At 73.1% G+C, this 18,797-nt stretch carries 19 protein-coding genes; 8 read left to right on the top strand and 11 right to left on the bottom strand.

The annotated features are described in order from the left end of the window. Positions 1 to 21: 21 nt before the first annotated feature. The 3 genes from ACFYML_RS02205 to ACFYML_RS02215 form a co-directional block, all read right to left on the bottom strand. Positions 22 to 1,035 carry an ABC transporter permease subunit gene (locus ACFYML_RS02205; protein ID WP_387418849.1) on the bottom strand — a complete coding sequence of 338 codons (1,014 nt, stop codon included), beginning with the start codon at positions 1,033 to 1,035 and terminating at the stop codon, positions 22 to 24. A 76-nt stretch (positions 1,036 to 1,111) separates the two neighbouring features. Then, positions 1,112 to 2,062, bottom strand: coding sequence for an ATP-binding cassette domain-containing protein (locus ACFYML_RS02210; protein ID WP_387419015.1), 951 nt, complete (start codon positions 2,060 to 2,062; stop codon positions 1,112 to 1,114). 179 nt (positions 2,063 to 2,241) lie between these two features. Continuing rightward, positions 2,242 to 3,027 (bottom strand): DeoR/GlpR family DNA-binding transcription regulator, encoded by a 786-nt coding sequence (locus tag ACFYML_RS02215; protein ID WP_387418850.1) that lies wholly within the window; start codon positions 3,025 to 3,027, stop codon positions 2,242 to 2,244. Positions 3,028 to 3,227: 200 nt separating this feature from the next. Between ACFYML_RS02215 and ACFYML_RS02220 the strand changes: the two genes are divergently transcribed. From ACFYML_RS02220 to nagA, 3 genes are all read left to right on the top strand, one after another. Further along, entirely contained in the window at positions 3,228 to 4,157 is a 930-nt protein-coding gene (locus ACFYML_RS02220) for an SIS domain-containing protein (protein ID WP_387418851.1), read from the top strand. Between the two features lie 76 nt (positions 4,158 to 4,233). Continuing rightward, on the top strand, positions 4,234 to 5,154 hold the full coding sequence (locus tag ACFYML_RS02225) for an ROK family protein (protein ID WP_387418852.1): 921 nt from the start codon (positions 4,234 to 4,236) through the stop codon (positions 5,152 to 5,154). A 19-nt stretch (positions 5,155 to 5,173) separates the two neighbouring features. Further along, positions 5,174 to 6,283 carry an N-acetylglucosamine-6-phosphate deacetylase gene (gene nagA / locus ACFYML_RS02230; RefSeq protein WP_387418853.1) on the top strand — a complete coding sequence of 370 codons (1,110 nt, stop codon included), beginning with the start codon at positions 5,174 to 5,176 and terminating at the stop codon, positions 6,281 to 6,283. 32 nt (positions 6,284 to 6,315) lie between these two features. On the opposite strand, the gene ACFYML_RS02235 is transcribed toward nagA, so the two are convergent. Then, positions 6,316 to 7,527: a DUF4032 domain-containing protein gene (locus tag ACFYML_RS02235; protein ID WP_387418854.1), complete on the bottom strand. Its 1,212-nt coding sequence runs from the start codon at positions 7,525 to 7,527 to the stop codon at positions 6,316 to 6,318. A 143-nt stretch (positions 7,528 to 7,670) separates the two neighbouring features. Here ACFYML_RS02235 and ACFYML_RS02240 point away from each other — a divergent pair, with 143 nt between their 5' ends. Continuing rightward, positions 7,671 to 8,408 (top strand): phosphatase PAP2 family protein, encoded by a 738-nt coding sequence (locus ACFYML_RS02240; RefSeq protein WP_387419016.1) that lies wholly within the window; start codon positions 7,671 to 7,673, stop codon positions 8,406 to 8,408. A 4-nt stretch (positions 8,409 to 8,412) separates the two neighbouring features. On the opposite strand, the gene ACFYML_RS02245 is transcribed toward ACFYML_RS02240, so the two are convergent. Further along, on the bottom strand, positions 8,413 to 10,191 hold the full coding sequence (locus ACFYML_RS02245; protein ID WP_387418855.1) for an NAD-binding protein: 1,779 nt from the start codon (positions 10,189 to 10,191) through the stop codon (positions 8,413 to 8,415). Positions 10,192 to 10,278: 87 nt separating this feature from the next. On the opposite strand from ACFYML_RS02245, the gene ACFYML_RS02250 reads away from it, so the two are divergent. Further along, on the top strand, positions 10,279 to 10,758 hold the full coding sequence (locus ACFYML_RS02250) for an MSMEG_6728 family protein (RefSeq protein WP_387418856.1): 480 nt from the start codon (positions 10,279 to 10,281) through the stop codon (positions 10,756 to 10,758). Positions 10,759 to 11,044: 286 nt separating this feature from the next. Continuing rightward, positions 11,045 to 11,488 (top strand): HNH endonuclease, encoded by a 444-nt coding sequence (locus ACFYML_RS02255; protein WP_387418857.1) that lies wholly within the window; start codon positions 11,045 to 11,047, stop codon positions 11,486 to 11,488. Positions 11,489 to 11,589: 101 nt separating this feature from the next. On the opposite strand, the gene ACFYML_RS02260 is transcribed toward ACFYML_RS02255, so the two are convergent. Together ACFYML_RS02260 and ACFYML_RS02265 are read right to left on the bottom strand one after the other, a co-directional pair. Then, positions 11,590 to 12,357, bottom strand: coding sequence for an enoyl-CoA hydratase/isomerase family protein (locus tag ACFYML_RS02260; protein WP_387418858.1), 768 nt, complete (start codon positions 12,355 to 12,357; stop codon positions 11,590 to 11,592). 98 nt (positions 12,358 to 12,455) lie between these two features. Further along, positions 12,456 to 14,849 (bottom strand): M4 family metallopeptidase, encoded by a 2,394-nt coding sequence (locus tag ACFYML_RS02265; RefSeq protein WP_387418859.1) that lies wholly within the window; start codon positions 14,847 to 14,849, stop codon positions 12,456 to 12,458. A 171-nt stretch (positions 14,850 to 15,020) separates the two neighbouring features. Here ACFYML_RS02265 and ACFYML_RS02270 point away from each other — a divergent pair, with 171 nt between their 5' ends. Next, complete coding sequence (locus ACFYML_RS02270; RefSeq protein ID WP_387418860.1) at positions 15,021 to 15,569, top strand: hypothetical protein; 549 nt, start codon at positions 15,021 to 15,023, stop codon at positions 15,567 to 15,569. A gap of 126 nt (positions 15,570 to 15,695) precedes the next feature. On the opposite strand, the gene ACFYML_RS02275 is transcribed toward ACFYML_RS02270, so the two are convergent. From ACFYML_RS02275 to ACFYML_RS02290, 4 genes are all read right to left on the bottom strand, one after another. Beyond that, on the bottom strand, positions 15,696 to 16,358 hold the full coding sequence (locus ACFYML_RS02275) for a DUF998 domain-containing protein (RefSeq protein ID WP_387418861.1): 663 nt from the start codon (positions 16,356 to 16,358) through the stop codon (positions 15,696 to 15,698). Between the two features lie 13 nt (positions 16,359 to 16,371). Beyond that, positions 16,372 to 16,791: a VOC family protein gene (locus ACFYML_RS02280; protein WP_073837834.1), complete on the bottom strand. Its 420-nt coding sequence runs from the start codon at positions 16,789 to 16,791 to the stop codon at positions 16,372 to 16,374. 61 nt (positions 16,792 to 16,852) lie between these two features. After that, a complete protein-coding gene (locus tag ACFYML_RS02285; protein WP_387418862.1) occupies positions 16,853 to 17,254 on the bottom strand; it encodes a helix-turn-helix domain-containing protein in 402 nt (133 codons plus the stop codon). Next, on the bottom strand, positions 17,251 to 18,141 hold the full coding sequence (locus ACFYML_RS02290; protein ID WP_387418863.1) for a sigma-70 family RNA polymerase sigma factor: 891 nt from the start codon (positions 18,139 to 18,141) through the stop codon (positions 17,251 to 17,253). The genes ACFYML_RS02285 and ACFYML_RS02290 overlap by 4 nt, the downstream gene beginning before the upstream one ends. A gap of 145 nt (positions 18,142 to 18,286) precedes the next feature. Here ACFYML_RS02290 and ACFYML_RS02295 point away from each other — a divergent pair, with 145 nt between their 5' ends. Then, positions 18,287 to 18,751, top strand: coding sequence for a carboxymuconolactone decarboxylase family protein (locus ACFYML_RS02295; RefSeq protein WP_073837832.1), 465 nt, complete (start codon positions 18,287 to 18,289; stop codon positions 18,749 to 18,751). The last annotated feature ends 46 nt before the right edge of the window (positions 18,752 to 18,797 follow it).

The raw sequence follows: 18,797 nt of genomic DNA on the forward strand, positions 1-18,797 counted from the left end.
GCCGCGGACACCGGCCGGCGGTCAGGAGATGTCCCGCCGGCGCATCATCCAGAACGCGCCGACCAGCACCACCGCGAAGCCCAGGCCGAACACCAGGGCCGAGTCCTGCCAGGTGATCAGCAGTTCGGCGGGTTTGCACTCGCCCTTGGTGAACTCGCACGCGTCGTAGTCGAGCAACTGCACCTGTTTCATGAACCACGCCTGCGCGTACGTGGAGAGGACGAACCGGTCGCCGAACGCAACCCCGAGTACGCCGACCGCGATGCGGATGGCGACCTCGCTGATCGCGAAGACCGCCACGGCGGCGCCGAGCGCCATCGCGGTGTGCCGGCCGAGCGAGGCCAGCGCGAAGGCGACCGCGCCGACCGCCAGGACGAGCCCGACCGCCCGCAGACCGTCGAGCCCGACCGAGCGCCAGACCCCGGCGGTCACCTTGGCGGTGGTCCCCTTGTAGGTGCCGATCAGCCAGAAGGCCAGCGTCCAGAACGCGCCGAGCACGACGCTCACCCCGAGCACCGTGGTGAGCAGCGCGGCCAGCTTGGTGCCCAGCACGGCGAGCCGTTTCGGCCGCCAGAGCAGCAGGTTCATCATCCCGCCGGTGCTCCACTCGGCCCCGACGAAGGAGGCGCCGACAATGAACGCGAAGAGCGCCACCGCGCCGGCGAACACGGCGATGAACATGGGGAACTCGGCCCGGAAGTCGAACTGGTAGGGCAGGTTCCACTTCGGGTCGAACATCTCCGGCTGCGGCTGCCACTGACGGCCGCAGTCCGGGCCGTAGCGATCCTCGGTCTTCTCGCCACGCGCGGCAGCGGCGTCGCACTCGGTGACGGACCGCTCCCAGTCCTTGACCGCCTGCCGGTAGTCGGCGTCCGCCTTCGCCTGCGCTTCGGCAACGACGGCCGGGGAAAGCTTGTGGCTGGAGAAGCTGAAGGCGGTGGCCACCCCGGCCAGCCCGAGCAGCAGCAGGACCAGCAGCAGCCGGGTGAGCCGGCGCTTGGAAAGCCGGCGCAGTTCCGTGACGTACAGGCTCATGCCGGCACCTCCCTTCGGTCGGCGCCGGCATGAGGCACCACGGAGCTGTACCGATGATTCGCTCGCTGACGCTCGCTCATGCGCCCCAACCTCCTCCGGCGCCGGCGGAGCCCGGCTCACCGACCTTCGTGGACTGGTCGACCTGCCGGTGCTGGCCGGGAACCGGCGCGGTGGCGGTCAGTTCGAGGAAGACGCTCTCCAGGTCGACCGCGACCGGCGTCAGCTCGCTGACGTACAGGCCCTGCTCGGCGAGGAGGCGGCTGACCGTGGCCGGCTTGTCGACGCCGGTGAGCAGCAGGTGGTCCGGTTCCGTGGCGCCCACCCGGATGCCGGCCCGGGTGAGCGTGTCGGCGGCCTGCGGCAGGTCGGTGACCACCTCCAGCCGGACCCGTACGGTGCCCTGCGAGTGGGCGGCGAGCACCTGCTCGACCGGCCCGAACGCGACCCGCCGGCCCAGCGAGATGATGGTGACCGAGTCGCAGATGAGCTGGATCTCGCCGAGGATGTGGCTGGAGAGCACCACGGTCATCCCCGCGGCGGCCAGGTCCCGCATCAGGCTGCGCATCTCCCGGATGCCGCCCGGGTCGAGGCCGTTGGCGGGCTCGTCCAGGATCAGCAGCTTCGGGTTCTTGAGCAGCGCCGAGGCGACCGCCAGCCGCTGCTTCATGCCCAGTGAGTAGGTCTTGACCCGCTCGCCGGCCCGGTCCCGGAGCCCGACCAGCTCCAGCACCTCGTCGACCCGCTGCCGCGGCAGCTCGCCCGCCTGGGCGAGCAGGCCGAGGGTGTCCCGGGCCGAGAAGTGCGGGAAGAACTGCGGACTCTCCACGATGGCCCCGACCTGGCCGGCCACGGCTGGCAGCGCCTGCGGCAGCTCGTGGCCGAGGATGGCCATCCGGCCGTCGTTGGGCCGGATGAGGCCGAGCAGCGTACGCAGGGTGGTGGTCTTGCCCGAACCGTTCGGGCCCAGGAAGCCGTGCACCTGCCCGGCCTCGACCCGCATGTCGAAGCCGTCGAGCGCGTGTCGCACTCCGCGTTTGCGGCTCCGGTACGTCTTGCGGAGACCCTCGATCTCCAGGACAGCCGACAAGCTGACCTCCCCCGATGTATAGGTGACAGCGCACACCATACTTGGTATGCAGCCGGCTGCAATACCGGGTATGCAGCGACTCGCTCAACCGAGTCGTCGAGGGGGGTTTTCCCGGCCGGTCAGGCGCAGATGACCTGCACCCCGGAGTCCCGGAACGCCTGCACCACGGCGGGAGCCGCGCCGGAGTCGGTGACCAGCGTCTCCACCCGGTCCACCGGGCAGATCCGGGCGAAGGCGTGCCCGCCCAGCTTGGACGAGTCGGCGATCACCACCACCCGCTTGGCCCGGGCCACCATCAGGCTGTTCATCGCCGCCTCACCCTCGTGATGGGCGGCGGCGCCGAGCTGCGGGTCGATCGCGTCCACGCCGAGCAGCGCGACGTCCAGGGTCACCTCGCGCAGCAGCGCCCCGCCCAGCGGGCCGACCAGCTCGAACGACTTCGGCCGGACCACGCCGCCCGCCACCACCACCTTCATCCGGGAGCGGACCAGCAGCTCGTTGGCGATGTTCAGGGCGTTGGTGACCACGGTGAGCTGGGCGCCCTCGGCGCTGGTGTTGAGGTCCGGCCGGACGGCGAGGGCCCGGGCCACCTCGGTGCTGGTGGTGCCGCCGTTCAGGCCGACCACGGTGCCCGGGGACACCAGCGCTGCGGCGGCCGCCCCGATCCGCTGCTTCTCGGCCGAGTGCTTGGCGGTCTTGTAGCGCAGCGGCAGGTCGTACGACACCCCGTTGGCGACCGCCCCGCCCCGGGTACGCGTGATCATCTGCTGCTGGGCGAGCTGGTCGAAGTCACGCCGGATGGTGGCCTGGGAGACGTCCAGGCGCTCGGCCGCCTCCTCGACGCTGACCCGGCCGCTGTCGGTCAGCATCTCGAGCAGGGCGTTCCATCGGGCGTACCGGTCCACCTCGGGGGCCTCCCCTGACTCTGCACGAACGGTGATTGATTGCGTGCACAGTAGTGCGCGAAACTACCAAGGCGCAAAACCCTGACCTGCGCAATCTGGGAGGCGGTTGCCACAGCCACCCCGGTTCGCGCAGAATGACGCGCGAAAGGCGGCCATAACGCGCCGTATTGCGCAAGGTCTCCCCTTGGCGAGGAGTTGTCATGGCGTACGTGCACGCGGAGATCGCGAGCCAGCCCGACTGCTGGCGGGAGGCCGCGCGGCTCGCCCCGACGGTCGCCGACCGCCTGCCGCGCCCCGGCGAGCGGGTCGCCGTCGTCGGTTGCGGCACGTCGTGGTTCATGGGGACGGCGTACGCCGGGCTGCGCGAGCGCGCCGGCCAGGGCGAGACGGACGCCTTCCAGGCCAGCGAGTTCCCCGCCGGCCGCCGCTACGACCGGCTCATCGCCATCACCCGCTCCGGCACCACGACCGAGGTGCTGGACCTGCTCGCCGCCCTGCGCGGCCAGCTTCCCACCACGGTCCTGGTCGGCGACCCGGTCTCCCCGGCGGTCGAGCTGGCCGACGCCGCGGTGACCATGCCCTTCGCCGACGAACGCTCGGTCGTGCAGACCCGGTTCGCCACCACCGCGCTCGCGCTGCTCCGCGCCCACCTCGGCGAGGACCTGGGCCGACTGGCCGCCGACGCCGAGGTGGCCGTCCGGGCCCCGCTGCCGCTCGACCCGGCCCGGGTCGAGCAGGTCACCTTCCTCGGGCGCGGCTGGACGGTCGGGCTGGCCCAGGAGGCCGCGCTGAAGTGCCGCGAGGCCGCCACCTTCTGGGCCGAGGCGTACCCGGCGATGGACTACCGGCACGGCCCCATCTCGATCGCCGCCCCGGGCCGGCTGGTCTGGGCGTTCGGCGGGATCCCCGACGGGCTGCCCGAGGACGTCGCGGCCACCGGCGCCACCTTCGTGCACAGCCGTACCCACGGCTGCCACACGGTGCTGACCAGCTGGGCGGCCGGGCGTACCCCGGTCGACCCGATGGCCGACCTGATCCTCGCCCAGCGCTTCGCCGTCGCGCTGGCCACCAGCCGCGGCCTCGACCCGGACGCCCCCCGGCACCTGACCCGCTCCGTGGTGCTCGCATGAGCGAGCGCCAGCGAGCGAATCATCAACTCAGTGCGTTGGTGCCTCACGGCGTCGGCGAGCGAAGCGAGACGACGGCGTGAGCTCAGGCGACGAGGTCGTCGTCGCGTTGGACGTGGGTGGCACCGGGATGAAGTGCGCCCTGGTCCGCCCCGACGGCCGGACCGTGCACGCCGAACGGCACGCCACCGAGGCGGCGCGCGGCCCCGAGGCGGTGATCGGGACGATCCTCGACGTCGCCGAGGGACTGGCCGGCAAGGCCCGCGCCGCGGGACTGACCCCGGCGGCCTGCGGAATCGCCGTACCGGGGGTGGTCGACGAGGCCCGCGGGGTCGCGGTCTGGTCGGCGAACGTGGGCTTCCGGGACGTACCGCTGCGGGAGCTGGCGCAGGCCCGGCTCGGCCTGCCGACGGCGCTCGGCCACGACGTGCGGGCGGGCGGCCTGGCGGAGGCCCGCCTCGGCGGCGGCCGCGACGGCGGCCACGTGCTCTTCGTCGCGATCGGCACCGGCATCGCCGCCGCCCACGTGGTCGACGGGTCGGCCGCCGTCGGCGCGCACGGCGCCGCCGGGGAGATCGGCCACATCCTGGTACGCCCCGACGGCCCGCGCTGCGGCTGCGGCCGCCCGGGCTGCCTGGAGGCGGTGGCGTCGGCCTCGGCCATCGGCCGCCGGTACACCGAGCTGTCCGGTGCCCCGACCACGGCGGCCGAGGTGGCGGACCGGGCGGCGGCCGGTGAACCGCTGGCCGGCCGGGTCTGGCGGGAGGCGGTCGAGGCACTCGCCGACGGGCTCGCCACCGCCCAGGCGCTCTTCGACGTCGAGACGATCGTGATCGGCGGCGGGCTGGCCCAGGCCGGGCCCCGACTGCTCGACCCGCTGCGCGGGGCGCTACGCGAACGGCTGACCTTCCACCGCGAGCCGCGCCTGGTCGCGGCCGCCCTCGGCGACGAGGCCGGCTGCCTCGGCGCCGCCCTGCTCGCCCTGGACGCCCGACCCTGACCGTGGAGAAGGAGAGCCGATGACCCTGCGCGTGACCGGCAAGGTGGTGACCCCGACCGGCGTGACCCGGCAGGGCTGCGTCGAGATCGTGGGTGACCGGATCCGGGCCGTCGCCGAGTACCCGTCGGTGCGCGACGGGCACTGGATCGTGCCGGGCTTCGTGGACATGCACACCCACGGCGGGGGCGGGCACACCTTCACCACCGGCGACGTCGAGTCGGCCCGCGAGGCCGCCACGTTCCACCTGCGGCACGGCACCACCACCCTGCTGGCCAGCCTGGTCAGCTCCCCGTTCTCGTTGATGCGGGAGGCGACCACCGCGTTCCGGCCGCTGGTCGAGTCCGGCGTGCTGGCCGGCGTCCACTTCGAGGGGCCGTACCTGTCGGCGGACCGCTGCGGCGCGCAGAACCCGGAGTTCCTCCGCGACCCGTCCACGGACGAGCTGGCGGAGCTGATCGAGCTGGGCGGCGGCGCGGTCCGGATGGTCACCCTGGCCCCGGAGCGGGACGGCGCGCTGGAGGCGATCAAGCTGCTCGCCTCGCGCGGCGTGGTGGCCGCGGTCGGGCACACGGACGCCACCTGGGAGCAGACCCGGGCCGCCGTGGCCGCCGGCGCGAGCGTCGGGACCCACCTGTTCAACGGGATGCGCCCGGTGCACCACCGGGAGCCCGGACCGGTGATCGCCCTGCTCGAGGCGCCGAACGTGGTCTGCGAGCTGGTCGCCGACGGGGTGCACCTGCACGACGGCATGCTCGCCTTCGCCACTTCGGTGGCCGGCGCGGAGCGGGCTGCCCTGATCACCGACGCGATGGCCGCCGCCGGCATGCCCGACGGCGAGTACGAGCTGGGCGGGCAGGCGGTCACCGTGTCCGGCGGGGTGGCCCGGCTGAGCCGGGACGGCGCGATCGCCGGCAGCACCCTGACCATGGACGCCGCCCTGCGGCACGCCGTCGCGGCGGGCATCGCCGTGCCGGACGCCTGCCGGATGGTCGCCACCACCCCGGCCCGGGCGATCGGCCTGGGTGACCAGATCGGTGCGCTGCGGCCCGGGCTCCGGGCCGACCTCGTCGTGCTCGACGACGACTTCAACGTGGTCCGGGTGATGCGCGGCGGCGCCTGGGTGGAGTGACGCCGCGGGCCGCGGCGCGGGGCGAGTCGGCGTCAGCCGGTGGTGGGGACCTCGACGCCGAGCACGGCCTGCTCGTCGGGGCGGTGCACCAGCACGTCCGACAGGTAGGACTGCACCGCGTGGCGCATGCCGACGTCCCGGCCGGCCCGCTCGGACAGCAGCCACTTGTGCTCGATGATCTGGGTGAACAGCTCCTGCGGCTCCAGCTTGCTGCGCAGGTGCGCCGGCACCGCCCGAACCACCGGCTCGAACACCTCGGTCAGCCAGCGGTGGGCCGCCTGCTGCTCGTCGGTCAGGTCACTCTCCACCCGGTACGCGTCCAGGTCGTTGAGGAGCTTGCGGGCCTGGTTCTCCTCGGCGTCCAAGCCGGTGAGGCGGAGCAGCCGCCGGGTGTGGTAGCCGACGTCGACCACCTTCGGCCGGACCCGGTACCGCCCGTCGCCGGCGGTGGACATGGCCACCTCGGCGACGTCGAAGCCCAGCTCGTTGAGGCGGCGGATCCGCCCCTCGATGTCGTGCCGGGCGTCCCGCTCGATCTGCTGCTCGTAGGTGATCTCGTGCCACAGCCGCTCGTACCGCTGCACGACCTCCTCGCAGACCATCTCCGGGTCGATCGACTCGTGCAGCAGCCCGGCGGCCTGCAGGTCCAGCGCCTCGCCGAAGATGTTGACCCGGGCGATCTCCAGGTCCTCGCCGCGCTGCCCGTTGGAGAGCGAGCGGTGCAACGCCCCGGTCTCGGCGTCCACCAGGTACGCGGCGAACGCCCCGGCGTCCCGCCGGAACAGGGTGTTGGACAGCGAGCAGTCGCCCCAGAAGAAGCCGGTCAGGTGCATCCGGACCAGCAGCACCGCCAGCGCGTCGAGCAGCCGGTTCATGGTCTCCGGCCGCAGCGTCCGGGAGAAGAGCGCCCGGTACGGCAGGGAGAACTGGAGGTGCCGGGTGATCAGCACCGGGTCCAGCGGCTGGCCGTCGTCGCCCTGCCGGTCCGCCACAATCGCGACCGCCTCGACCGACGGGAAGTCGATCCGCTCCAGGGCCCGGAGCAGGTCGTACTCCCGCTCGGCGACCCGCTCGCCGGTCTCCTTCACCGCGTAGACGTAGTCGCCGAGCCGGACGAAGCGGACGATGTGCCGCGAGATGCCCTGCGGCAGCGCGACCAGGTGCTGGGCAGGCCACTCCTCCAGCGGGGTCGACCAGGGGAGGTCGAGCAGCGCCGGGTCGACGAGGGCCGAGGTGATCCGCACGGCGACAAGTGTGACGCTTCCCCCGGTGCGGCGCTTCCCATCGTGGGCCGGCCCACAGCCGCGCCGCCCGCCCGCGCCCGGGCGACGGGGGCAACGGCCGGTAGCGTGGTCGCGTGCGGGAGACCACGGGAGTACGCGAGAAGCTGCGGCTCCGGCCCGTCCGGCCGGCTGGCTGGTGGTGGGACGGACTGCTGCTCGCCGCCCTGGTGGCGCTGACCGTGACACTCGCCACCGGCCACCTCCTCGGGGTGGACCGGGCGGTCGCCGACTGGGCTGCGGACCACCGCCCCACCGCCGCCCGATGGACCGCCATGCTCCTCAACCTGCTGGGTCAGGGCACCCCGCTGACGCTGCTCGCGGCCGGGCTGGGGGTGCTGGTGGCGATCCGGCTCCGCTCGGTCCGCCCGGTGCTGCCACCGGTCGCCGGGTTCGTGCTGACCTACCTGACCATCGGGCCGTTGAAGGTGTGGACCGCGCGGCCGGCGCCCAGCGCCAGCGTCAAGGAGCCGTTCCTGCCGCCGGACCAGACGTTGCCGCTGTTCCAGCACGACCTGCCGGTGCGCTTCGCCCAGTCGTACCCGTCGGGGCACGTGGCCAACGCGATCGTCTGGTACGGCGTGCTCGCCCTGCTCCTGGCGCCGCTGCTGCGCACCTTCGGCCGAACCGTCCCGCCCCGGCTGGTCACCGCGGTCCGGGTGCTGCCGCCGCTCATCGTGCTCTGCACGACCACGTACCTCGGCTGGCACTGGCTGACCGACTCGGTCGCCGGGCTGCTGCTCGGCCTGCTGCTGGACCGGCTGCTGCACCGGGTGCCCTGGGACAGCCTGCCGCTACCCCGGGCGCTGCGGAGGTGGGACCGCCCGTTCATCGCGGCCTCGTAGCCGGTCACTCCTCCGGCTGACGCGGCACCGGGGTGCCCGGCGGCTCGGGCGGGAGCGGAGTGGTCTCCCGGAGCAGGGCGCTCAGCCCGGCGCGCCGGGCCACCACGGTCAACCGGTCCCCCGCGTTGATCACCATCCGCGGGTCGGCGGACCACTCGGTGCGCTGCCCGGCGCGGGTGTACGCGAGCAGCCGCACCTCGCCGGGGCGGGCCACCGCGGCGAGGGGGCGGCCGTCCAGCGACGAACCCGCCATGACCGGCACGTCGGTGACCAGCAGCGCGTGCCGGTCGACCGGGATGGTGGCGATCACCGCGCGGTCCAGCAGCGCCGCCGCGAACGCGGGCGCGGCCAGGTACGACACGCTGCGGGAGATGCCGATGCCGAACGCCTGCTGGATCCGCTCGGCGAAGTCGCCGTCGAAGAGTCGCAGCACCACCCGCAGATCGGGGTCGAGGCTGCGGGCATTCAGCGCGGCGCGCAGGTTGGCGCCGTCGTCGGTGGAGACCACCACCAGCGCCTGGCACGTCGCCACCGAGGCGGCCCGCAGCGTCTCCTCCTCGCCGGCGTCCCCGACGATCAGCGGCACCCCGAGCCGGTGCGCGAGCGCCGCGCCCCGGGCGTCCGGGTTGCGGTCGATGGCGACCACCTCGACCCCGAAGTCGTGCAGTTGCGCCATCACCCGGGTGCCGATGTTGCCCAGCCCGACCACCACCACATGGCCCGTACGGTCGGGTTGGATCCGGCCGTTGTGCAGGGCGAGCCGGGCATTGACGATGCCGTCGACCACGGCGGCCGTGATGAGCGGGATCAGCGCCAGCCCGGCCAGGGTGAGCACCACCTGCATGATCTGGGCGGCGACGCTCTTGCCGAGGTCCGGGTCCTGCCCGCTCAACGAGGTGACCAGGGTGAGGTAGAGGGCGTCGGACCAGTTCACGTGCGCGGCGCCGGAGTTCAGCCAGCCGAGGACGGCGATCATCGCGAGCAGCACCAGCACCGCCACGCCGATCTTGCGGGTGGCGAAGCTGCGGACCGCGCGGAGCAGCACCATGGCGGGCTGCCGGCGCCGCCGGGCCCGGACCAGCCGGCGGGCGGCCAGCTCGGCACCGGCCGGCTGCCCGGTCGCCTCGGCCAGCACCACGTCGGCCGCCGCCTCGTCGGCGGGCAGCACCCGGATCAGCTCGGGGTCGGTGGTGACGGCCAGCCCGGTGAGCACGTCCTGCGGGCGTACGTCGGCGCGGCGGGCCACGTAGAGGGTGCGTCCGGCGTGCCGGAAATGGGTGGGGGCCAGCTCGCCGAGCGCGGCCGCGACGAACGCCGGGGCGGCCATCGAGGCGTCGGAGAGCACCGCCGAGTCGGGGAAGAGCTGCCGCAGGCCGTTGGCGAGGCTGGTGTTGAACATGCGTACCACCAGGCGGAGCCGGGGCTCGACCTCCCGGGCGCAGAGCGCGGCGTGCATGTTGCCCACGTCGTCCTGATGCAGCAGGGCCAGCCCGTCCGCGCCGGCCAGCCCGGCCCGGCGGAAGGCGGCCTCGTCGAGCCGGTCGGCCAGGACCACCTGGACGCCCTCGATGTCCCGGCCGTCGGGCCCCTCGGAGCGGCGGCGCTCGGGCACGATCAGCGTGACCCGGATCTGCCCGGTGGGCGAGTCGGTGGCGAGCAACGACCGGACCACCCAGTACGCCAGCGGGTCGGAACCGCAGACCACGTAGTGCGGACGGACCTCGCCGTTCATCCGGAGCCGCCAGCCGGCGCGGCGCGCGCGGTCGCGCAGGGGGTCGGCCATGCTCGGATCGTAGTCACCCGCTCGCGGTGCGCGCAGCCCCATGATCGTGAACGCATGGCGTCCCGGGGTACGGGTAGATGGAGCGCCATGCAGACGTTCCTCCCGTACCCGGATTTTCTGGCGAGCGCCCGGACGCTCGACCAGAAACGACTGGGCAAGCAGCGGGTGGAGGCCATCCAGGTGCTGCGCGGGCTGACCTGGCCGACCTACGGCTGGCGCCACCATCCCGCCGTGAAGATGTGGGCCGGGTACGAGGAGGCGCTGACCCGGTACGGGCTCGACATGTGCGCCGTGTGGGGCGAGCCGGGGCGGGCGGACACCTGCGCGGCCACGCTGACCACGGATCTCGCCACCGCCTGCGGCGTCACCACCGTCCGTACCCAGCTGGAGCTGGCCGAGGCCGGGGAACTGCCGCCCTGGCTGGGCCGGGAGGACCTGCACCGCAGCCACCGGTCGTCGCTGCTGCGCAAGGACCCGGCGCACTACGGCCCCCAGTTCGCCGACGTCCCGCCCGATCTGGAGTACGTCTGGCCCCCGTCGGATCGTGAGCGCCGCTGTCTGAGCTGAGGGAGGGCCGGGCCGCTGGCCGCGCCAGGGATCGAAATGCGTTGCCCGCCTTTCCGGCCCCGATCTACCGTGAGCGCGCAAGGTCAACCACCGCTCCGGGAGCCGTCGATGTCGCTGCCACACCGCACCACCGTGCCGTCGTGGCTGCTCAACGTCGGTTGCCGAGCCGAAGGTCCCCGCCCGGGGTGGCCCGACTGACGCGTGCGCCCGTACGCGCCACAGCCGCCCCGTCGCCAGGACCGGGCGGCTTTTTGCTGCCCGCCACCGATCGTGAAGGGAGAGCCCGGTGGACGCCGTCCTCGTTGTCAACGCCGACCTCGGCCCGCTGCACCGGGTCACCGTCCAGCACGCGATCCGGATGCTCTGCCGTCGGGTCGCCGAGATCCACGAGGCCGAGCCGGATCAGGTGATCGGGATCTTCCCGGTCCCCCGGGTGGTCCGCCTGGTCCGGTACGTGGTCACCCGCTGGCGGTTCAGCGCCGGGCCGGCCTGGTCGCGGGGCGGGGTGCTGCGCCGCGACGGCCGGCGCTGCGCGTACTGCGACGCCCCGGCCAGCACGATCGACCACATCCTGCCCCGCTCGCGCGGTGGCCGGAACACCTGGAAGAACACCATCGCCGCCTGCTACGAGTGCAACCAGCGCAAGGGCGACCGGACGCCGGCCGAGGCGGGCATGCCGCTGCGGCGCGAGCCGGTGACGCCGACCTGGGCGGCGCTCGCGGGGCGGTGACGACCGGCCGGCGGGCACAGGGGGTCGCGTCGGGGGTACGCCTCCGGCGCGGCGCCCGCCGGTCCCACCGGGCGTCCCTGGCTCAGACCGTCACACGACCGTCAGGGACGGCCGGGTGGCGCCCAGCCGAAGCGCGGCGGCCGGCGTTCGTTGGCCGCCGCCACTCCCTCGCGGGCCTCGCCGCTGGCCCGGACCTGGCCGTGCCACCAGGCGATCCGCGCGTCGTCGGCGCGCCCGTCGACGATCTCCTTGGCCGCCGCGACGGTGAGCCGGGAACGCTCGGCGATGGCCCCGGTGACCGCCGCCACCCGGGCGGCCAGCGCGCCGGCCGGCAGCACCTCGTCGACCAGGCCGATGCGCAGCGCCCGCTCGGCGTCGACCAGCTCGCTGGTGAAGAGCAGGTGCTTGGCGGCGGACGGGCCGACCAGCCGGGCCAGCCGCCGGGTGGTCGGCGCGGGATAGACCAGCCCCAGCCGCGCCGGGGGTACGCCGAACCGGGCGTCCGCCGCGGCGAGCCGCAGGTCGCAGGCGACGGCCAGTTGGCAGCCGCCACCGACGCAGGCCCCTTCGACGGCGGCCACAGTGGGCTTGCCGAAAGCGGCCAGCCGTTCCTCGGCGGCCACCGCGATGCTGCCGTCCCCGGCCTCCAGCAGTTCGTCCAGGTCGCCGAGGTCCGCACCGGCGCAGAAGGTGCCGTCGGCGCCGGTCAGCACCAGCGCGCGCACCGCCGGATCCGCCTCCAGGCCGTCGAGCAGCACGGGGAGGTGCCGCCACATCGCCGGGGTCATCGCGTTGCGGCGGGCCGGGTTCCGGATCACCACGGTCGCCACCGGCCCGGTCACCGTGACGGTCAGCTCCGCGTCCGACATGTCTCCCCCTCCGCCGCCGGTCCGGCTGACCATAACGGCGCGGGCCCGGCGACCACCCGTGTGGGGTGGCCGCCGGGCCCGCCGACGGTTCGGTCAGGTCAGGAGACGTTGACCGCGGTGTCGTCGATCACGAAGGACGTCTGCAGCGAGACGTCCTCGGTGCCGAGGAACTTCAGGGTGACGGTCTGGCCGGCGTACGCGGCCAGGGAGAACGACTTCTGGCTGTACCCCGTGGCCTTGTTCAGGTTCGAGTAGGTCGCCAGGGTCGCCAGCACCGTCCCGGACGAGTTGAGCACCTGCACCCGGAGCGTGTCGTACGCGATGCTGGTGGTCGTCTCGGCCGAGTCGATGTGCAGCCAGAAGCTGAAGTTGTACGTCGTGCAGCCGGTCGGCAGGGCGACCGCCTGCGCGACGTTCTCACTGCTGCTGTAGCCGTAACCGTTCAGCCAGGCGAACCGGGTGCCACCGTGCGCGGTCTGGCCGGCGAACGAACCGATCGCGGTGGTGTTGCCCGTCCACGGGCTGGTCCCGGTCTCGAAGCCCGGGTTACCCAGCTTCTGCCCGGCACCCGTGCAGCCACCACCGGTGCCGTTCACGGTCAGCAGGTAGGTCGCCGAGTGGTTCACCGAGGTGCCGGTGCCGGTGACGGTGACCGAGTAGCTGCCGGGCGGGGTGCTCGCCGAGGTGCTGATGGTGAGGGTGGACGAGCCGCCCGAGGTCACCGAGGACGGGTTGAACGACGCGCTGGCGCCGGTCGGCAGGCCGGACGCGGAGAACGTCACGGTCTGCGCGGTGCCGCTGGTGGTCGCGGTGGACACGGTGGTGGAGATCGCGTTGCCTGCGGTCACCGAGCCGGAGGTCGGCGAGAGCGTGACGGAGAAGTCGTTGCCGGTCGATCCGCAGGGCGCGTCGTTGCCGGCCACGTTCACCGCGGTCCACGCCGCCTGGACGGCCTTGTACTCCGTGGAGCAGTTGCCGTACAGGTCGGTCGCCGCCCGCAGCGTGTACGCCCGGGCGGTGTTCGCCGGGTTGCTGGTGTTGACGTACGTCGTGTTGGAGGTGAAGTACACGTCGAGCGCGCGGTACCAGATCTTCTCCGCCTTGGCCCGGCCGATGCCGGTCATCGCCGGGGCGGAGCCGCAGAGCGGCGAGGTGCCGTACGCGGTGGAGCCGGTGCCCTCGGCCAGGTTGAAGTAGAAGTGGTTGCCCGGGCCGGACGAGTAGTGCACGTCGACGTTCTTGGTGCTGGTCGACCAGCAGGTGTGCGACGCGCCGTCCAGGCCGGGGTTGTACATGTAGCGCAGCGGCGTGCCGTTGCCGTTGATGTTGATCTTCTCGCCGACGTCGTAGTCGCCCGGGTCGCTCGGCGCGGCGGCGTAGAACTCCACCATGTTGCCGAAGATGTCGCTGGTGGCCTCGTTGAGGCCGCCGGACTCACCGGAGTAGACCAGGCCGGCGACCGCCTCGGTGACGCCGTGGCTCATCTCGTGCCCGGCCACGTCCAGGGAGACCAGCGGACGGGCGTTGCTCGACCCGTCGCCATAGGTCATCTGGGACCCGTCCCAGAAGGCGTTGACGTAGTTGCTGCCGTAGTGCACCCGGCTCGGCACGCCGGCGCCGTTGCCGAAGATGCCGTTGCGGCCGTGCACGTTCTTGAAGTAGTCGAACGTCTTGGCGGCACCGAAGTGGGCGTCCACGCCGGCCGACTGCCGGTTGGAGTTGGCGCCGTTGCCCCAGACGTTGTCGGCGTCGGTGAAGGTGGTGCAGGTCGACGTGCCGTTGTTCATGTCGCAGGTGCGGCCGTTGCCGTGCGACGGGTCGACCATCTGGTAGGTGCTGCCGGAGAGCGTCGTGTCGATGCTGACCGTGCCGGTGTAGATGCCCTGGCCGCTGCCGACCACCGTCTCGATCTCGTCGTACGAGCCGATCACCTTGCCCGTCGTGGCGTCGGTGATGACGTGCAGCTTGGACGGCGTCTGCTTGTCCGCCTTCCAACCGGCGGCGACGGTCTCCCAGGCCAGGCGGCCCTTGCCGGAGCTGGCGTCGACGAAGAGCTCCGGGGCGCCCACCGAGGTGAGCGTGCCGGAGAAGGTCTTGCGCGCGCTCGCCGCGGCCGCGGCCGAGCTGACCTTGGCCGTGGTGCTCAGGGTGAGCGGCGCGTCCAGGCCGACCGAGGCGCCGGTCATGGTGCCGTTCGGGGCGGTGTGGATGACGAAGTCACCGCCGTAGACGCGCAGGCCGTGGTAGGTCCGGGTGTACTTGGTGTGCGACGCACCGTTCGAGTCCGTCTTCGTCCGGACGGCCTGGTAGGCCTCCCCGCTGGCGCCCTGGACGGCACCGGGGTTTGCGCGGAGCAGGCTCTCGGCACGAGCTGCGGCAGAGGACTCGGGGGCGGGGGCACTGGGAGTTGCCGCGTACGCCGAGGTGGTGACGCAGGTCAGCACGCCACTGGCAAGCAGCGCGGCGCTGACGGCGGCAAGGGGTCTTTTCACGGGCCCTCCTGACAGGAGAAAGTTGTGACGGGGGTAGTCACTGATGTAGATATAGTGATACATCGAAGAAGATGGAAGAGGGCGAACGCTTTCCTGCCGGCAACATTGGCCGTTCGGATGAGGTGGCCCAGGTTGGCGGAACCGGAGGGCCTCACCGTGCGTCCGAGCGGCATGAGAACAGCCCCCGTCGCGGCGGTCATCCTCGCCGTGCTTCTCGCCCCGCTCACCGGCTGCGCGCAGGCCGGCGGGACGACCGCCACGGAGACCGGCGGGACCACCGCCGCCTCGACCGGCGGACCGACCGCCTCGCAGCCCGGCGGCACCGCCACTCCGGCCACCCCGCCCGCGACGGCCACCGACGCCGGCTCGCCGGGCCGCCCGGGCGTCGACGTGGTGCTGACCAGGACCGGCGGGATCGTCGGGCTGGAGGACACGCTGACCGTGACGCCCGACGGCCACTGGACCAGGGTCGACCGGGCCGGGGCCTCCCGCACCGGCCAGCTCAGCCCCGCGGAGCTCGACCGGCTGCGGCAGCTCACCGCCGACCCGCGCCTGGTCGCCAAGGCCACCGCCACCAGGACGACCATGTGCGCGGACGCCTTCACCTACCGGCTCACCGTGGGCCCGGTGACCACCGGCTACGTGGACTGCCCGCCGGAGGTCACCCCGCCCGCCGCCACCGCCGCCGTGGTCGAGCTGCTCACCGGCCTCCTCGACTGACGCCACGGCCCCGCGGCCTGCCGGGGATCGCCCACACGTGGTCGTGCCGGGCGGCGACGGCCATCGCACGAAAGAGTGGTCATCCCGCTCGGATGACCACTCTTTCCGTGAATCAGGCGGGGCGTCCTAGCTCGCCGCCTCCCGCAGCGTCCGCCGCAGCGTGGCCGACACCCAGCCCCAGCCGGCCACCACCGCCACCGCGAAGACCACCATCGCCACCGGGTGCCCGCCGGCCATCAGCGCCAGCCAGGCCGCCGTGAAGAAGCCTCCGGTCACGCCGCTGTACACCGCCCAGCCGCGCTCACCGCGCCGGGCGAAACGGCGCGCGGCCACCAGACAGGCCGCGATGAGCGCCGTGAAGGCGACCGCCCCGGCGCCGAAGTGGGCCGCACCGTGCCAGCTGACCTCGCCCGGACCGCGCGGCGTGCCGGCCGGGAAGCCGTCCAGCGGATCAGCCACGAAGATCCCGGCCAGCACCAGCCCGACGCCGTACTGGCCGATCAACCAGGGTCCGCTGACCGGACCGAGGCCGGGGTGCGGGATCCGCCGCAGGGCCAGGGCCGCCCCGACGCAGAGCAGGCCGGCCACCACGAAGTTGCTGATCTGCACCCAGCCCAGGTCGCCGGTGCTGAGCACGCTCACCGGGTGTCGGCGTGGATCGAAGCCCTCCCGGGTCAGCGCCTGGACCAGCGCGACCGCCACCCAGAGCGGACCGGCCAGGACGCCGCCCGCAAGCAGGGCCCGCTCCGCGGTCACCCGGTCGATGGACCGTTCGATCGCCTCGGTCACCGGCCCGCTCCCCTCAGGCCCGCGGGAACATCTGGCCGATGCGGATCTTGTTGCCGAACGGGTCCCGGATGCCGAAGTCGATGCCGTACGGCTGCTCGGTCGGCTCGTCGTAGACGTCCACGCCCTTCGCCACCAGGTCCTCGTACGTCTTGTGGGCGTCGTCCGTGGTCATGAAGAGGTGACCGCCGAGCGCCCCCTTGGTGAGCAGCTCGCGGACCTGCTCGGCGGTGGCCGGGTCGAGGGCCGGCGGCCCGGGCTTCTCCAGCAGGATCTCGCGGTCCGGCTCGCCCGGCAGGTTGACCGTGAGCCAGCGCATGAAGCCGAGGTCCGCGTCGGTGTTGACCTCCATGCCGAGCTTGCCGACGTAGAAGTCGAGGGCCTCGTCCTGGTCGAGAACGTAGATCTGGGAGCGGGAAATCGAGTTCATCGTCATGCCGAAGACGCTAGGCCAGATCGCCGGTCCCCTGCTTATCCAAAACTGATGGATTGGCTGGTCAGGTGGGGATGCTCGGGCGCATCCACGCCTTGATGAAGCAGTTCGGCACCGCCGCCGGCACCGTCTTCCGCGTCCGGTACGCCGAGGGCGGCTCGCCGACGATGTCCCGGAAGGTACGGCTGAAGGTGCCCAGGCTGCCGAAGCCGACCGCGTGGCAGATCTCGGTGACCGGCTGATCGGTCCGCACCAGCAGGTACATGGCCCGCTCGACGCGCCGGCGTTGCAGGTAGCGGTGCGGGGTCTCGCCGAAGGTGGCGCGGAAGGTGCGGATGAAGTGCGCCTCGGAGACGTGCGCGATCCGGGCCAGCGCGGGAATGTCCAGCGGCTCGGCGTACGCCCGGTCCATGGCGTCCCGGGCGCGCAGCATCGCGCGGTTGGACTCCTCGGCCGCCCGACTCACCGGCCCGCTCCCGCCACCCCGTCGTCGACCACCAGGTCGAGGGCCCCGAGCTGGTCGGGTTCGGCCACCACCTCGATCCCGATGATCCGGTCGGTGACGGTGAAGCTGAGCGCCAGCCGGATCCGGCCGTCCACGACCACCACCGCCCCCGGCATCCCGTCGACGAACGCGGGCACCGCGCCCTGGGCGCGGCCGTTGAAGAAGTCGGCCACCGGGGAGGAGCCGCGGAGCTCAGCGGTCCCGCCCATCCGCACGGCGGCGGCGTCGCCGCGCAGCACCACGTACGGGTCGAGGAGGCTCACCAGGTCGTCGAAGCGGCCCTCCCGCGATGCGGCGAGGAAGGCCTCGACGACCCGGCGCTTCCGGACCGGGTCGGCCTGCGGGTCGGCCGAGCGGGTCTGCACCCGGCGCCGGGCGCGGCTGGCGATCTGCCGTACGGCGATGGAGCTGCGGTCGACCACCGGCGCGATCTCCTCGAAGGAGACGGCGAACATGTCGTGCAGCACGAACACCAACCGCTCGGTCGGGCCGAGGGTGGTCAGCACCACCTCGAGCGCCTGACCGACCGACTCGGAGAGCAGCGCCTCCTGCTCCGGGTCCCGCCCCCCGGGCGCCTCGGTGGCCGGCTCGTCCCCCGCCACGTCCGCCGCCTGTTCGTGCCGGACGCTGCCGGACCGCAGCCGGTCCAGGCAGACCCGCCCGACCGTGGTGGTCAGCCAGCCCGGCAGGTTGTCGATGGTGTCCACGTCGGCGCGGCTGAGCCGCAGCCAGGTGTCCTGCACGGCGTCGTCCGCCTCGGCCGACGAGCCGAGCATCCGGTGGGCCACGGCGCGCAGCCGCGGACGCTGCTCCTCGAAACGCTGGGCCAGCAGATCGGTGTCGCTCACGCCTCGCCATCCCGACCGGACGCGGCCCTCGGGTGACCGCTGTCACATCTGTCACGCCATCCGCCCCACGCTCGACATCCAGGCGACGGACGACAACGCGGCGGCGATGAACGCCGGCCAGCCTAACAAGACAGGACCAACGGACATGGCTCTCGAAGCACGTATCCAGAACCCCGCGGCGCTGCTCCCGGACGCGGTGAAGGGGGTCAACCTGCTCTACAAGGCCGCGCACTCGGCGGGCGTACCGGCCAGCACCCTGGAGCTGGTCCACCTGCGGGCCAGCCAGATCAACGGATGCAGCGCCTGCGTCGACTCCGGGGCGCGCAACGCCCGGAAGAACGGGGAGACCGAGGAGCGGCTGTTCGCGCTGGCCGCCTGGCGCGAGACGCCGTACTTCACCGACGCGGAGCGGTCGGCGCTCGCCCTGGCCGAGGCGGCGACCCGGCTCGCCGACCGGAGCGACCCGGTGCCGGACGACATCTGGGACGAGGCGGCCCGCCACTTCGGGGAGAAGGAGCTGGCGGCGCTGGTGCTCTGGATCGCCACCACCAACTTCTTCAACCGGATCAACGCGACGACCCGCCAGCCCGCGCCGCAGAACTGGGGCTGACCGCCGGCGTACACCCCGCGGGCGGTCGTGGTTCGACGGCGACCGC

The organism is Micromonospora sp. NPDC007230 (assembly GCF_042869115.1).
Taxonomy (GTDB): Bacteria; Actinomycetota; Actinomycetes; order Mycobacteriales; family Micromonosporaceae; genus Micromonospora.